The sequence below is a fragment of the Curtobacterium sp. APC 4022 genome, from assembly GCF_030407555.1.
Taxonomy (GTDB): Bacteria; Actinomycetota; Actinomycetes; order Actinomycetales; family Microbacteriaceae; genus Curtobacterium.
On record NZ_JASDDD010000013.1, the window covers coordinates 57,243 to 71,938 of the forward strand.

General features: G+C 71.1%; 15 protein-coding genes. All 15 read left to right on the forward strand.

Going from position 1 to position 14,696, the window contains the following annotated elements:
* The first annotated feature begins 14 nt into the window (after positions 1 to 14).
* On the forward strand, positions 15 to 533 hold the full coding sequence (locus tag QL987_RS06405) for a hypothetical protein (protein WP_290156813.1): 519 nt from the start codon (positions 15 to 17) through the stop codon (positions 531 to 533).
* A complete protein-coding gene (locus QL987_RS06410; RefSeq protein WP_290156814.1) occupies positions 523 to 1,026 on the forward strand; it encodes a hypothetical protein in 504 nt (167 codons plus the stop codon). Before QL987_RS06405 ends, QL987_RS06410 begins: the two co-directional genes overlap by 11 nt.
* Positions 1,016 to 1,534: a hypothetical protein gene (locus QL987_RS06415; RefSeq protein ID WP_290156815.1), complete on the forward strand. Its 519-nt coding sequence runs from the start codon at positions 1,016 to 1,018 to the stop codon at positions 1,532 to 1,534. The genes QL987_RS06410 and QL987_RS06415 overlap by 11 nt, the downstream gene beginning before the upstream one ends.
* Before the next feature lie 271 nt (positions 1,535 to 1,805).
* Positions 1,806 to 2,879 carry a BMP family ABC transporter substrate-binding protein gene (locus QL987_RS06420; protein WP_111074271.1) on the forward strand — a complete coding sequence of 358 codons (1,074 nt, stop codon included), beginning with the start codon at positions 1,806 to 1,808 and terminating at the stop codon, positions 2,877 to 2,879.
* A gap of 93 nt (positions 2,880 to 2,972) precedes the next feature.
* On the forward strand, positions 2,973 to 4,493 hold the full coding sequence (locus QL987_RS06425) for an ABC transporter ATP-binding protein (RefSeq protein WP_111074270.1): 1,521 nt from the start codon (positions 2,973 to 2,975) through the stop codon (positions 4,491 to 4,493).
* Positions 4,490 to 5,914 (forward strand): ABC transporter permease, encoded by a 1,425-nt coding sequence (locus QL987_RS06430; protein ID WP_290156816.1) that lies wholly within the window; start codon positions 4,490 to 4,492, stop codon positions 5,912 to 5,914. The genes QL987_RS06425 and QL987_RS06430 overlap by 4 nt, the downstream gene beginning before the upstream one ends.
* Positions 5,911 to 7,200 (forward strand): ABC transporter permease, encoded by a 1,290-nt coding sequence (locus tag QL987_RS06435; protein ID WP_111074269.1) that lies wholly within the window; start codon positions 5,911 to 5,913, stop codon positions 7,198 to 7,200. Before QL987_RS06430 ends, QL987_RS06435 begins: the two co-directional genes overlap by 4 nt.
* A gap of 127 nt (positions 7,201 to 7,327) precedes the next feature.
* Positions 7,328 to 7,744 carry a cytidine deaminase gene (locus QL987_RS06440; RefSeq protein ID WP_258376666.1) on the forward strand — a complete coding sequence of 139 codons (417 nt, stop codon included), beginning with the start codon at positions 7,328 to 7,330 and terminating at the stop codon, positions 7,742 to 7,744.
* A gap of 2 nt (positions 7,745 to 7,746) precedes the next feature.
* Positions 7,747 to 9,033, forward strand: coding sequence for a thymidine phosphorylase (locus QL987_RS06445; protein WP_290156817.1), 1,287 nt, complete (start codon positions 7,747 to 7,749; stop codon positions 9,031 to 9,033).
* A 126-nt stretch (positions 9,034 to 9,159) separates the two neighbouring features.
* A complete protein-coding gene (locus QL987_RS06450; RefSeq protein ID WP_290156818.1) occupies positions 9,160 to 10,272 on the forward strand; it encodes an adenosine deaminase in 1,113 nt (370 codons plus the stop codon).
* A 4-nt stretch (positions 10,273 to 10,276) separates the two neighbouring features.
* A complete protein-coding gene (locus QL987_RS06455) occupies positions 10,277 to 10,726 on the forward strand; it encodes a PTS sugar transporter subunit IIA (RefSeq protein WP_290156819.1) in 450 nt (149 codons plus the stop codon).
* Positions 10,723 to 10,995, forward strand: coding sequence for a PTS sugar transporter subunit IIB (locus QL987_RS06460; RefSeq protein ID WP_111074264.1), 273 nt, complete (start codon positions 10,723 to 10,725; stop codon positions 10,993 to 10,995). The genes QL987_RS06455 and QL987_RS06460 overlap by 4 nt, the downstream gene beginning before the upstream one ends.
* Positions 10,996 to 11,019: 24 nt before the next feature.
* On the forward strand, positions 11,020 to 11,850 hold the full coding sequence (locus QL987_RS06465; protein WP_290156820.1) for a purine-nucleoside phosphorylase: 831 nt from the start codon (positions 11,020 to 11,022) through the stop codon (positions 11,848 to 11,850).
* Positions 11,847 to 13,478 (forward strand): phospho-sugar mutase, encoded by a 1,632-nt coding sequence (locus tag QL987_RS06470; RefSeq protein WP_290156821.1) that lies wholly within the window; start codon positions 11,847 to 11,849, stop codon positions 13,476 to 13,478. The genes QL987_RS06465 and QL987_RS06470 overlap by 4 nt, the downstream gene beginning before the upstream one ends.
* Before the next feature lie 228 nt (positions 13,479 to 13,706).
* Positions 13,707 to 14,657 (forward strand): hypothetical protein, encoded by a 951-nt coding sequence (locus tag QL987_RS06475; protein WP_290156822.1) that lies wholly within the window; start codon positions 13,707 to 13,709, stop codon positions 14,655 to 14,657.
* Positions 14,658 to 14,696 lie beyond the last annotated feature (39 nt).

Consider the following 14,696-nt stretch of genomic DNA (forward strand, 5'->3'; position numbering starts at 1 on the left):
GCGGGGGAGTGCGCATGGTGCAGACCGAGTTGCGAACGACGGCCGCCGGGCGCGCGGCACGCAGCGCCGTGACGCTGGTGGCATCTGCGCTGGTCCTCACCGGCTGTGTCCTGCCCGAGCAGGGTGCTGGCGAGCCACGCCGGGCCCAGCCGGTGATCGATGCCGACGCAGCGAAGCAGCAGATGGTCGGTGCGGTGGACGACCTCACCGGACGGCTCGGCGGGGACTGGGACCAGGGCACGGGCCCGGACTACGCCGATGCGTGCGCCCTGCCGGGCGGACAGCCGGGTGCGCAGTGGGTGGACGTCCGGACACGTCCGTTCGTCGGGAACGTCACCGAGGACCTCCCCGTGGTCGAGGCCCACTGGAAGCGTCAGGGCATGACCATCGACCGGTGGGGTTCCACCGCTCATCCGACCCTCGTCGGCCGCGGCGGCGCGGCGACCGACTCGATCAGCCTCTCGGTCGCTGACGACCAGTACGGAGTCCAGGCGCTGTCGCTGTGCTTCCCCGGGGACCCCGATGACCTCTGACACGATCACCGCCCACCGGTTGACCGCGGCCGCGATCGGTGTGCTCGTCGTCGGCGCGCTCGTCGGCTGTGCGTCGCCCGCTCCGACACCGACACCGAGCGAGACGGCGACACCGGTGGACCCGGACACCGCACAACGGCAGATGGTCGAGGCCGTGGACGCGGTCACGACGCGACTCGGGGGTGACTGGCGGCAGCGGAGTGGGCCGGACTACGCCGAGGACTGCACGGGGTCCGACGGTCGGGTGATGGCGCGGTGGACCTCGTTCGTCACCCGGACGGGCAACGACGGCGTGACAGACGAGATGCCGACGATCGAACACGGATGGCGCGAGCAGGGGATGACCGTCGAACGGTGGGGAACCACCTCCGAGCCGACCGTCGTGGGACGCGCTGGGGGCCGTCTTTCATCGATCAGCCTGTCCGTGGCCCCCGGTCTGACCTCCGTCCAGAGCGTCTCGCTGTGCTTCCCCGGAGACGCCGATGCGCTCTGAGCACAGGCTGCGCCGACGCGTCGGGGTCCTCGGCACCGGTGTGCTCGTCGTCGCCGCGCTCGTCGGCTGCTCCGCGGCTGGCCCGGCCCCCGCACCGGCACCGACGTCCGAGCACGCTGCCCCGGCCGTCGACCGGGACGTCGCGCAGCAGCAGATGGTCGACGCCGTCGAGGCGGTCACCGGTCGACTCGGTGGGACGTGGCAGCCGCGGACCGGCCCCGACTACATGGAGGACTGCCGGCTCCCCGACGGCGACCAGGGTGCGAAGTGGCGGTACCTCGTCACGCGCGCGTCCAGCGGCGACGTGACCCAGGACGTCACCGACACCGAGGACCGGTGGACAGAGCAGGGGATGACGATCGACCACTGGGGGACGTCGGACCGACCGACCATCGTGGGTCGTGGTGGCGGGCGGACCGACTCCATCCGGTTGACGGTGTCGGACGGACAGTACGCGGTCCAGGCTCTCTCGCTGTGCTTCCCCGGCGACGCGGACGACGACTTCTGAACCACCCTGCGGACCGGCGGATGTGGGGGATGCCTGCACGATCCTCCAGACCGGAGCCCGGCTGTAGCGCTCCATCACGAAACCCCGCGAACTGGGGTCACGATCGGGCCATCGCGTTTCCGGCGCGTTACGACGCGGTCGCGATCGCGTAACCGATGTCGGAGGGCCTCCGGACCGGTCCTGTACCGCCCGGCCGGTCGTGTACTGTCCTGACGATCGCCCGGTGCGCAGTGACTCCGGGTCGACTCCCGATCTCCCCGGAGGAACCCCCGTGTCATCTCGTACCCGTCGCGTCGCCATGAGCGGTCTCGCGCTCGTCGGCACCGTCGCCGTGCTCGCCGGCTGCGCATCCGCACCGTCCAGCTCGACCTCGTCCAAGAAGTCCGACTTCCTGCCCTGCATGGTCTCCGACGCCGGTGGCTTCGACGACAAGTCGTTCAACCAGCTCGGCTTCGAGGGCATGAAGGACGCCGCCTCCGACCTGGGCGCCCAGTACAAGGACGCCGAGTCGAAGGACGCGACCGTCTACGACTCGAACATCCAGCAGCTCGTCAACCAGAACTGCAACCTCATCGTCACGGTCGGCTTCAACCTCGCCGCCTCGACGAAGAAGCAGGCCGCGGCGAACCCCGACACCGACTTCGCGATCATCGACGACAACTCGATCGACGCCAAGAACGTCAAGCCGATCACGTTCGACACCTCGCAGGCGGCGTTCCTCGCCGGCTACGCGGCGGCGTCCTACTCGAAGTCCGGCACCGTCGGCACCTTCGGCGGTATGCAGATCCCGACCGTCACCATCTTCATGGACGGCTTCGCGGACGGCGTCGCGTACTACAACGAGCAGAAGAAGAAGGACGTCAAGGTCGTCGGCTGGGACGTCAAGAGCCAGAAGGGCTCCTTCACCGGTGGCTTCGAGGCCGGCACCCAGGCGAAGTCGGTCGCGCAGTCGCTGCTCGACCAGGACGCCGACGTGATCCTGCCCGTCGGTGGCCCGATCTACCAGTCGGCCGCAGAGGCGATCAAGGACGCCGACAACGGCTCCGTCCTCATCGGCGCGGACAGCGACCTCTACGAGGCCGACCCCCGCTACAAGGACATCGCCTTCACCTCGATCGAGAAGGGCATGAAGCCCGCCACGAAGGACGTCGTCGAGCAGGCCGCCAAGGGCGACTTCTCGAAGACGCCGTACGTCGGCACGCTGAAGAACGACGGCGTCGGCATCGCGCCGTTCCACGACTACGAGTCCAAGGTCGACTCGGGTCTGCAGGGTGAGCTCGACAAGATCAAGGCCGGCATCATCGACGGCTCGGTCAAGGTCGACACCGAGGCATCCGTCAAGTAGTCCGACGAACGCGGGCGGGGGAGCACTCCTCCGCCCGCGTTCTCGCGCGCACGGGGACCCGTGCACGCCCGAGACAGAAATAGACTCACCGACATGAAGCTCGAACTCCGCGGCATCACGAAGCGGTTCGGCAGCCTGGTCGCCAACGACCACATCTCGATCACCGTCGAACCGGGCGAGGTGCACTGTCTCCTCGGCGAGAACGGTGCGGGCAAGTCGACCCTGATGAACGTCCTCTACGGCATGTACCAGGCCGACGAGGGCGAGATCCTGCTCGACGACGTCGTCCAGGCCTTCGACGGACCGGGCGACGCCATGCGCTCCGGCATCGGCATGGTGCACCAGCACTTCATGCTCGTCCCCGTCTTCACCGTGGCCGAGAACGTGATGCTCGGGCAGGAGGAGACCGCGTTCGGCGGCCGCCTCGACCTGGCGGGTGCTCGCAAGCGCGTCCGCGAGATCTCCGAGCGCTTCGGATTCGACGTGGACCCCGACGCCCGTGTCGAGGACCTGCCGGTCGGCGTGCAGCAGCGCGTGGAGATCATCAAGGCGCTGTCTCGCGACGCCTCCGTGCTGGTGTTCGACGAGCCGACGGCCGTCCTCACCCCGCAGGAGACCGACGAGCTGATGGGCATCATGCGCCAGCTCCGCGAAGCCGGCACCGCCATCGTCTTCATCACCCACAAGCTCCGCGAGGTCCGCGAGGTCGCCGACCGCATCACCGTGATCCGGCTCGGCAAGGTCGTCGGCGAAGCGTCGCCGACCGCGTCGAACAGCGAGCTCGCGGCACTCATGGTCGGCCGCAGCGTCGAACTGGTCGTCGACAAGGCCCCGGCCACCCCGGGCGACGCCGCCCTGGTCGTCGAGGGGCTCACCGTCACCGACCCGACCGGCCTGGTGCTGGTCGACGACGTCTCGTTCACCGTCCGTCGGGGCGAGGTGCTCGCCATCGCGGGCGTGCAGGGCAACGGCCAGACCGAACTGACCGAGGCGATCATGGGCCTCGAGCCAGTGCGCTCCGGCCGGATCACCCTGGACGGCCGGGAGGTCACCGGGCGCAGCGTCAAGCAGATCCTGGACGCCGGCGTCGGGTTCGTCCCCGAGGACCGCAAGGAGGACGGCCTGGTCGGGGAGTTCACGATCGCCGAGAACCTCATGCTCGACCGCGCCGACTCCGCCGACTTCGTCCGTGCCGGCACCATCCGCGCCGCCGAGCGGGACGCCTTCGCCGACGAGAAGATCGCCGAGTTCGACATCCGCACGCCCGGGCGCACCACCGCGGCCGGTCGGCTCTCCGGCGGCAACCAGCAGAAGATCGTCCTTGCCCGCGAACTCAGCCGCCCGCTGCGGCTCTTCGTCGCCGCGCAGCCCACGCGCGGCATCGACGTCGGCTCGATCGAGTTCGTCCACAAGCGCATCGTCGAGACCCGCGACAGCGGCGTCCCGGTGATCGTCGTCTCCACCGAGCTCGACGAAGTCGTCGCCCTCGCCGACCGGATCGCCGTGATGTACCGCGGCGCGATCGTCGGCATCGTCCCCGCGTCCACACCCCGGGACGTCCTCGGACTCATGATGGCGGGCGAACTGCCCGCAGGAACGGAGCTCGCCGCGTGAGCGACCCCACGCCGCAGCACGACGGCACCACGCCGTCGGACCGCACCGCACAGACCGACGCGACCACGGGCCTCCCGGCCGACGCGACGACCGCCGACGCGACGACCGCCGCCGCGACGCCCGCCGACGCGACCCCTGCCGTCGACGACCGTCTGCAGGAGGTCACCGGCGCCCCGCACCTGATGACCGACTCGGCGACCGACAGCGAGCGCCGCGAGGGCCGCTGGAGCGACGCGCTCCGCAGCATCGTGAACGGCTCGGTCCTGACCACCGTCCTCGCGGTGGTCCTGGCCCTCATCGCGAGCGGTGTCCTCATCGCCCTGACCGACAAGGACGTCCAGGCCGCGGCGGGGTACTTCTTCGCCCGCCCGCTCGACACGCTCCGTGCGGTCGGGACGGCCGTCGGCGGCTCGTACTCGTCGCTGTTCCAGGGTTCGGTCGTCAACTTCGGTGCGCCGTCGTTCGCGACCGCGATCGCCCCGATCACGCGCTCGGTCGACTACGCGGTGCCGCTCATCGCCGCTGGCCTCGGCGTCGCGGTCGCGTTCCGCACCGGTCTGTTCAACATCGGCGGGCAGGGGCAGGTCCTGATGGCCGCCGCGGCCGCCGGCTGGGTCGGGTTCTCGTTCGACCTGCCCGCGATCGTGCACATCCCGCTGACGATCCTGGCCGGCATCGTCGGCGGTGCGGTCTGGGCGGGCATCGTCGGACTCCTCAAGGCCCGGACCGGTGCCAACGAGGTCGTCCTGACGATCATGCTCAACTACGTCGCGCTGTACCTGGTGAGCTTCATGCTCCGCACCCCGGGCCTCCTGCAGGCCGGCGGCAGCCCGAACCCGATCTCGCCCGCGACCCGCGACTCGGCGGTCCTGCCGTCGCTGTTCGGCTCCCGGTTCGGCATCGACGTCGGGTTCCTCGTCGCCCTGGTCGCGGTCGTCGTCGTGTGGTGGCTCATGAACAAGTCGTCGCTCGGCTTCCGCTTCCGCACGGTGGGCGAGAACCCCCGCGCGGCCCGCGTCGCCGGCATGAGCGTCCCGGCGCTGACCGTCTGGGTGATGGTGATCTCCGGTGCCCTCATCGGCATCGCCGGTGCCTACCAGGTCGAGGGTGCCGTCACGACGGGCTTCACCTCGGGCATCGACGCCGGCATCGGCTTCGACGCGATCACCGTCGCGCTGCTCGGCCGCTCCAAGCCCTGGGGCACCTTCTGGGCCGCGATCCTGTTCGGCGTGCTGAAGAACGGTGGCTACGCCATGCAGGCCGCCAACGGCATCCCGATCGACATCGTCGGCGTCATCCAGGCCCTCATCGTCCTGTTCATCGCGGCCCCGCCGCTCGTCCGCGCGGTCTTCCGGATCCCGCAGCCGGGCGCACGTCGTCGCACTGCGAAGAACTCCAAGCGGAAGGCGGTCGCCGCGTGAGCACCCTCAGCCCCACCGCGGCCCCGGCCGCACCCGTCGCGGACCGAGCGGTCGAGACCACCCGCAGCTGGAAGGCACCGATCGCGTTCGCCGTGTTCTCGGTGCTCGCCGCCGTGCTGTTCCTCGGCGTCCGTCGTGGCGGCACGACCACGTTCCGTCTGGCCAACGCCGGCGACTTCGTGCAGCTGCCGAACGTCGGGCTGCCGTCGTTGGCGACCGGCGTGGTCGTCGTCGTCCTGCTGTCGCTCGGCACCGCCGTCGCGTTCTTCCTGGTCGGCCGGTTCCGTCCGGTGCCGCTGTGGCTGACGAGCGTCTTCGCGGTCGTGTTCGTCGTCGGCTTCCTCACCTGGGCCGCCGCCGGCAAGACGATCCCGCTGCCCGGTCTGCTGGTCGGCGCGATCGGCCTCAGCGTCCCGCTGGTGTTCGGTGCCCTCGGTGGCGTCATCTCAGAACGGGTCGGCGTCGTGAACATCGCCATCGAGGGACAGTTCCTCGCCGGCGCGTTCACCTCCGCCCTCATCGCCTCGCTGACCGGGTCCGCCTGGGTCGGTCTGATCGGTGCCCTCATCGCGGGTGTGCTCGTGTCGTTCGTCCTGGCGGCGTTCAGCATCAAGTACCTCGTCGACCAGGTCATCGTCGGTGTGGTCATCAACGCGTTCATCTCCGGGCTCACCGGGTTCCTGTACTCGCAGGTGCTCTCGCCGTCCGAGACCACGCTCAACGTCGGCATCCGCTTCCCGAAGATCGAGATCCCGGTCCTGCACCAGATCCCGGTGATCGGCCCGGTGTTCTTCGAGCAGACCGTCATCGTCTACCTGGCCTACATCGCGGTCGCCGTCGTCACCTTCGCGCTGTTCAAGACCCGCTGGGGCCTGCGCCTCCGCGCGGTGGGCGAGCACCCGGAGGCCGCGGACACCGTCGGCATCAACGTCACCGGCACGCGCTTCTGGAACGTCTCGCTCGCCGGTGCGATCGCCGGCCTCGGTGGTGCGTACTTCACGCTCGACGCGGTCGGTCCGTTCACGAAGGACATGACGGCGGGCGCGGGCTACATCGCGCTGGCCGCTGTCATCTTCGGCCGTTGGGACCCGATCAAGGCGACGCTCGCCGCGCTGCTGTTCGGCTTCGCGTCGAACCTGCAGAACACCCTCGGGGCGATCAACTCGCCGGTGCCGAGCGAGTTCCTGCTGATGCTGCCCTACGTCGTCACGATCTTCGCGGTGGCCGGTCTGGTGGGCCAGTCGCGGGGCCCGGCGGCGTCCGGCAAGCCGTACATCAAGAACTAGCCGGGAGGCCCGCCACATGACCGACACGAACGCTGCGGGTGACCAGGGGGTCACCACCGACCCGACGACCGGCGAGCCCTCCTGGACGGACCCGGCCCAGAGCCTCCCGTCCGACCCGGACGCCGCGATCGACGGGACCGTCGACGTCGACTGGACCGCCCTGCGGGAGGCCGCGACCACCGCGATGGGGCGCGCCTACGTGCCGTACTCGTCCTTCCCGGTGGGGGCTGCGGCGCTCACCGACGACGGCCGGATCGTCTCCGGCTGCAACGTCGAGAACGCCTCGTACGGGGTGACCCTGTGTGCCGAGTGCTCGCTCGTGTCGCAGCTGTTCATGACCGGCGGCGGCAAGCTCGTCGCGTTCACCTGCGTCGACGGCGACGGGGCGACCCTGATGCCGTGCGGGCGCTGCCGGCAGCTGCTGTTCGAGCACTCGACCGAGGGCATGCTCCTCGAGACGGTCTCGGGCATCCGCACCATCGACGAGGTCCTGCCCGACGCCTTCGGGCCGCGCACCCTCATGACCTACCAGCAGGAGCACTGACCATGGCCGTCGAGCCGTTCGACACCGTCGACCTCATCCGCACGAAGCGCTCCAGCGGGACGCTGTCCACCGCCGAGATCGACTGGCTCGTCGACGCGTACACGCGTGGCTACGTCGGGGACGAGCAGATGGCCGCGCTCGCGATGGCGATCTTCCTCAACGGCATGGAGCGCCGCGAGATCCGTGACCTGACCCTCGCGATGATCGCGTCGGGGGAGCGGATGTCGTTCGGTTCGCTCGGCAAGACCACGGTCGACAAGCACTCCACCGGCGGCGTCGGCGACAAGATCACCCTGCCGCTCGCACCGCTGGTCGCCACGTTCGGCGTCGCGGTGCCGCAGCTGTCCGGTCGCGGACTCGGCCACACCGGCGGCACGCTCGACAAGCTCGAGTCGATCCCGGGCTGGCAGGCCGCGATCTCGAACGAGCGCATGTCCGAGATCCTCGCCGACGTCGGTGCGGTCATCTGCGCGGCCGGGTCGGGTCTGGCACCGGCCGACAAGAAGCTCTACGCGCTCCGGGACATCACCGGCACGGTCGAGTGCATCCCGCTCATCGCGTCGAGCATCATGTCGAAGAAGATCGCCGAAGGCACCGCTGCCCTCGTGCTCGACGTGAAGTTCGGCTCGGGCGCGTTCATGGCGGACTTCGAGCAGTCGAAGCTCCTGGCGCAGACGATGGTCGACCTCGGCAAGGACGCCGGGGTCGCGACCTCGGCCCTCCTCACCGACATGGAGGTCCCGCTCGGCCTGACGATCGGCAACGCCCTCGAGGTGCGCGAGTCCGTCGAGGTGCTTGCCGGCGGCGGGCCTGCCGACGTGGTGTCGCTGACCGTGTCGCTCGCCGAGGAGATGCTGCGGCTGGCCGGGGTCACCGACGCCGACCCGGCCGCCGCCCTCGCCGACGGCCGCGCGATGGACACCTGGCGCCGCATGATCGAGGCGCAGGGCGGCGACGCGTCGGCCGCGCTGCCGGTCGCCGCCGAGACGCACGTCGTCACCGCCACCGAGTCCGGTGTGCTCGCCACGCAGCAGGCACTGCCGTTCGGCATCGCGGCCTGGCGCCTCGGCGCCGGGCGTGCGCGGGCGCAGGACCCGGTGCAGGCCGGCGCCGGCATCGAACTGCACGTCAAGCCCGGCGACACGGTCACCACCGGTCAGCCACTCTGGACGCTGCACACGGACGAACCGGAGCGCTTCGAGCGGGCCCTCGAGTCCCTCGAGTGTGCCTGGTCGATCGGCGAGTCCGCGCCGGAGCGCGGCCCGATCGTGCGCGAGCGGATCCAGTAGCGGCGTCCGCCACACGTTCGGAACCGGAGGCTCCCCACACGTCCTGTGGGGAGCCTCCAGTCCGTCGTCCACGGGTTTGTCGGCCCCGCCCTGCGGGGGTCGGTGACCACCGATAGCCTTGGGCGCATGAGCGACGCCGCCACCATCCACCGCCTGCCCGACGCCGGGGCGGTCATCAACGACCTGCCCAAGGTCTCGCTGCACGACCACCTGGACGGCGGCCTCCGTCCCGCGACGATCATCGAGCTCGCCGCGACCGACGGCGTCGAGCTGCCGACCACCGACCCGACCGAGCTGGCCGCGTGGTTCGCCGACCAGTCCAACTCCGGCTCCCTGGTGGAGTACCTCAAGACGTTCGACGTCACCACGGCCGTCATGCAGACCGAAGCCGGGCTGACCCGCGTCGCGAAGGAGTTCGTCGAGGACCTCGTCGCGGACGGTGTCGTCTACGGCGAGATCCGCTGGGCGCCCGAGCAGCACCTGCAGCGCGGGCTGACGCTCGACCAGACGGTGGAAGCCGTCCAGGCCGGCATCGAAGCCGCGGTCGACGCCGCCGGTGGGTCCATCCGCATCGGTCAGCTCGTCACCGCCATGCGCCACGCCGACCGCTCGCTGGAGATCGCCCAGCTCGCGGTGCGCCACCGCGACCACGGCGTCGTCGGCTTCGACATCGCCGGCGCCGAAGCCGGGTTCCCCGCGTCGAACCACAAGGCAGCGTTCGACTACCTGGCCTCCGAGCTCTTCCCCGTCACCGTGCACGCCGGCGAAGCGGACGGTCTGGCGTCGATCCGGTCGGCACTCGTCGACGGCCACGCGCTGCGCCTCGGCCACGGCGTCCGGGTGTTCGAGGACGTCGCCCTGACCGACGGCGGCGACGGCTCGATGCTCGCCACCCTGGGCGAGGTGGCCTCCTGGGTCCGTGACCGCGAGATCCCGCTCGAGGTCTCGCCGTCCTCGAACCTGCAGACCGGCGCCATCGCCGCGTGGGGTGACGACCTGGCCGACCACCCGTTCGACGTCCTGTACCAGCTCGGCTTCCGGGTCACGGTGAACACCGACAACCGCCTGATGAGCAACACGACGCTGTCGAAGGAGCTCGCGCTCCTGGCCGGCACCTTCGGCTACGACCTCGACGACCTCGCCGCGTTCCAGATCAACGCCGCCCTCGGTACCTTCCTGCCGCTGGAGGACCGCGAGGAGATCATCGCCGCGATCACCGCCGGGTACGCGGAGGCCTGAGCCGATGGGCCTGCCGCCGCTGCCGGACCCGGCCGTCGTCCTCGGGACGTCCGCGTCGTCGTGGCGTGACGCGCTCCGGAGCGTCGGCGACGCCCTCGTGGCTGCCGGTTCGACCACCGACGCCTACACCGACGCCATGATCGCGATGGTCGAGGAGCACGGCGCGTACATCGTGATCTCACCCGGGCTGGCGTTCGCGCACGCCCGGCCGGGGTCGAGCGTGCTCCGCGACGGGCTGGCGGTCGTCACCCTCGCCGAACCGGTCGTCTTCGGGCACCCGCACAACGACCCCGTCTCAGTCGTCCTCGGCCTGGCCGTGGCCGAGGTCGGCACGCACCTCGAGTCGATCGGCGCGATCGCGAACCTGTTCAACGACCCGACCGTCACCAGGCGACTGGCGGAGGCCACCAGCGCGGACCAGATCCGGAGCATCGTGGGGGTGAGCACCACGTGAAGATCGTGACCATCTGCGGCGCCGGCATCGGTGCCAGCGCGATCCTCAAGGTGAACGCCGAGAAGGCCCTGGCGGCGCTCGGGCTGACGGCCGAGGTCGTCGCCGCCGACGTCGCCTCGGTGCGGGACGTCTCCGACGACGCCAACGTGATCCTCACCAGCCAGGAGTTCGTCGAGGCCATCGGGACCACCTACGCCGAGGTCATCGTGATCCGGAACCACTTCGACCAGAGCGAGATCACGGCGGCTGTGGAGAAGGCACTCGGCTGATCTGCCGCCCGGTACGATCGGCGCATGCCCAGCACTGAGAACCCCCTGAACGACCCCGCCGTCGACCCCTTCGACGTCGCCCGTGACGCCGCCGCAGTCATCGCGGAGCGGTCCGGCATCGAGCGGCACGACATCGCCCTGACGCTCGGCTCCGGCTGGGGCAAGGCCGCCGACCTGCTCGGGGAGACCGTCTCCGAGATCCCCGCTGCGGACGTCCCCGGGTTCAGCGCCTCGGCCGTCCCCGGGCACTCCGGTACCGTCCGGTCGATCCGTCTCGCCGACGGCCGGCACGCGCTGGTCATCGGTGCGCGCACGCACTACTACGAGAACCACGGCGTGCGTCGCGTCGTGCACAGCGTCCGGACGGCTGCCGCGACCGGCGCCTCGGTCATGGTCCTCACCAACGGTGCCGGGGGCATCAAGGAGACCTGGACGCCCGGCACGCCGGTCCTGATCAGCGACCACATCAACCTGACCGCCGACAGCCCGCTGGAGGGCGCGACGTTCATCGACCTGACCGACCTGTACTCGGCACGTCTCCGTGCGGTCGCGAAGTCGGTCGACCCGTCCCTCGACGAAGGCGTCTACACGCAGTTCCGCGGCCCGCACTACGAGACCCCGGCCGAGGTCCAGATGGCGAAGGCGATCGGCGGCCACATCGTCGGCATGTCCACCGCGCTCGAGGCGATCGCCGCCCGGCAGGCTGGCATGGAGATCCTCGGCTTCTCGCTCATCACGAACCTGGCTGCGGGCATCCAGAAGACGCCGCTGTCCCACACCGAGGTGCTCGAGGCCGGCAAGCAGGCCGAGCCGGTCATCGCCGACCTGCTCGCCCGCGTGGTGGCGGCACTGTGAGCGTCCTCGACACCGCCCTGGCCTGGATCGAGCAGGACCCCGACGACGAGACCCGCGCCGAGCTGCAGCGGCTCGTCGACGCCGGGGACACCGAGGAACTCGACGCCCGGTTCGCCGGCCGGCTGCAGTTCGGCACCGCCGGGCTCCGTGCCGAACTCGGCGCCGGCCCCCTGCGGATGAACCGGGTCGTCGTCACGCAGGCCGCCGCGGGGCTGGCCCGCTTCCTCATCGAATCCGGGCGGGACCGCAGCGTCGTCATCGGGTACGACGGCCGGGTCAACTCGGACGTCTTCGCGCGCGACTCCGCCGAGGTCATGCGGGGCCTCGGCCTCGACGTCACGCTGCTGCCCGCGGCACTGCCGACACCGCTCGTCGCGTTCGCCGTCCGGCACCTCGGCGTCGGTGCGGGCGTCATGGTGACGGCCAGCCACAACCCGCCGCGGGACAACGGGTACAAGGTCTACCTCGGCGGCGACGACGAGGGCTCGCAGATCGTGCCGCCGGTCGACGGCGAGATCGCTGCGGCCATCGACGACGTCGCAGCGGGCGACATCCGCTCGCTCGAACGGGCGACGGACTACACCGTCGCCGACGCGTCGCTCGTCCAGGCGTACGTGGACGCGACGGCCGCGACGGTGCCGGCCCCGGCCCTCCCGGTCGACGCGCAGCCGTCCGTGGTCTACACGGCCATGCACGGCGTCGGGTGGGAGACCGCCCGCGCGGTCTTCGCGCGAGCGGGGTTCCGTGAGCCGGCCGTGGTGCCGGAGCAGATCGAGCCCGACGGTGCGTTCCCGACGGTCTCGTTCCCGAACCCGGAGGAGCCGGGCGCGATGGACCTGGCGATCGCCCGCGGTGTCGCGGTCGGTGCCGACCTGGTGATCGCCAACGACCCCGACGCCGACCGTCTGGCTCTCGCGATCCCGGACGGCTCCGGCTCGTACCGACGTCTCGCCGGCAACGAGGTCGGCTGGCTCCTCGGCTGGCGCGCCGCCGCCCGTGCAGCCGACGCCGGCGTGACCGGGGTGCTCGCCGCGTCGATCGTCAGCTCGCCGGCCCTCGCCCGGGTCGCCGAGCAGTACGGGCTCGGGCACCGGGACACGCTGACCGGGTTCAAGTGGGTGTCGCGCGTGCCGGACCTGCTGTTCGGGTACGAAGAGGCCCTCGGCTACCTGGTCGACCCGCAGGTGATCCGCGACAAGGACGGCATCTCCGCCGCACTCGAGCTGCTGTCGCTCGCGACCGAGCTGGCGGCCGAGGGCAAGACCATCGCGGACCAGCTCGACGCCTTCGCCGAGCGGTTCGGGGCGTTCGCGTCCGGGCAGGTCGCGACGCGGGTGGACGACCTGTCGCGGATCGGCGAGATCATGGCGTCGCTCCGGACCGCCACGCCGACGGAGCTCGGCGGCGTCGCGATCGCGTCCGTGACGGACTTCCTCGACGGGGTGGAGGGCTTCCCGCCGTCGGACATCCTGCGCTTCGACCTCGAGGGCGGTGCCCGGGTCATCGTCCGCCCGAGCGGCACCGAGCCGAAGGTGAAGGTCTACATCGACACCGTGGCGGCCACCCCCGCCGAGGCGTCGGCCCTGGCCGACCGCCTGGCCGCCGCCGTCCGCCCCTTGGTCTCGTAGGGCGCGCCCGCGGCCGCCGCGGCCCGCGCCGCCGCCGCCCGCCGGCGCCGACCGGCTGCGCACAACAGGAACCCGCTCGAACCGCTGCATGGCGCGGTTCGAGCGGGTTCTCGTTGTGCTGCGCCCGTCGGAACCGGCACTCCTGCACGACTGGGGTCGGCCGGGAGGCTGTCCACAGCAAGCAGGAAGAGCCGCGCAGGCACCGTGGTCCTGCCGGAAGCTGCCGACATGCAACGACTGGAGATCATCAGGGGCGGGAGCGCCGACCCCACCGGCCGGCGGGGCCGGGACCTCGCGGCAGCGGCCGACCGGGGTGCGCTCGTCCGGCTCGCACCCGGCCGGTTCGTCGACGCCGATCGCTGGCGGGCGGCGGATGCGAGGGTTCGGCACCTCGCTCGGATCGACGCGATCGACGAGCTGGTCGCTCCGCGCCTGGTCCTCTCGCACGTGTCCGCCCTCGCACTGCACGGTCTGCCCTGGAGCGGCGAGTTCCCCGAGGTCGTCGACGTGATCGACCCCGAGCGCGAGACGTCCCAGTCCCTCCGGCTGCTGCGGAAGCACCCCGGCAAGAACCGCCCGATGCGCCTCGCCCGGACGCTCTCGGGGCGCGCGGTGTCGGACCTGTCCAGCACCGTCGTCGACATCGCGCTGACGCAGGAGCTCCGGCGCTCCGTGCCCGTCCTCGACGTCGCGCTCCACCGCGGTGTCGACCGAGCGGCACTCCGCGCACGACTCGATGCCTCGAGCGCCGTGCACGGCCGCGATCGGGCGCGGTTCGCGATCGACTTCGCCGACGCCCGCGGTGGATCGGTGGGAAAGTCGGTCGCCCGGGTGGCGCTCGACGAACTCGGAGCGCCGCGGCCGGAACTGCAGGCGGAGTTCCGCGATGCCGCCGGCTTCGTGGCGCGGGTCGACTTCTGGTTCCCCGACCACGGCGTCGTCCTCGAGTTCGACGGTGCGGCCAAGTACCGGGACCCGGCCATGCGCGCGGCCGGCCTCACCGCCGAGGACGTCCTCCTCCAGGAGAAGCGCCGCGAGGACCGACTCCGCCGGGTGCCGGACGTCCGTCAGGTCGGCCGCTTCGGCTGGCCCGAGACGCAGGACACGGCTCGGCTCCGTGCGCTGCTGCTGGGGACGGGCCTCCCGCTCGAGGCCCGGCGCTTCCGCCGGATCCGCTGACACCGGCCGGCGTCAGCTGGCGTCGCACAACGGAAACCG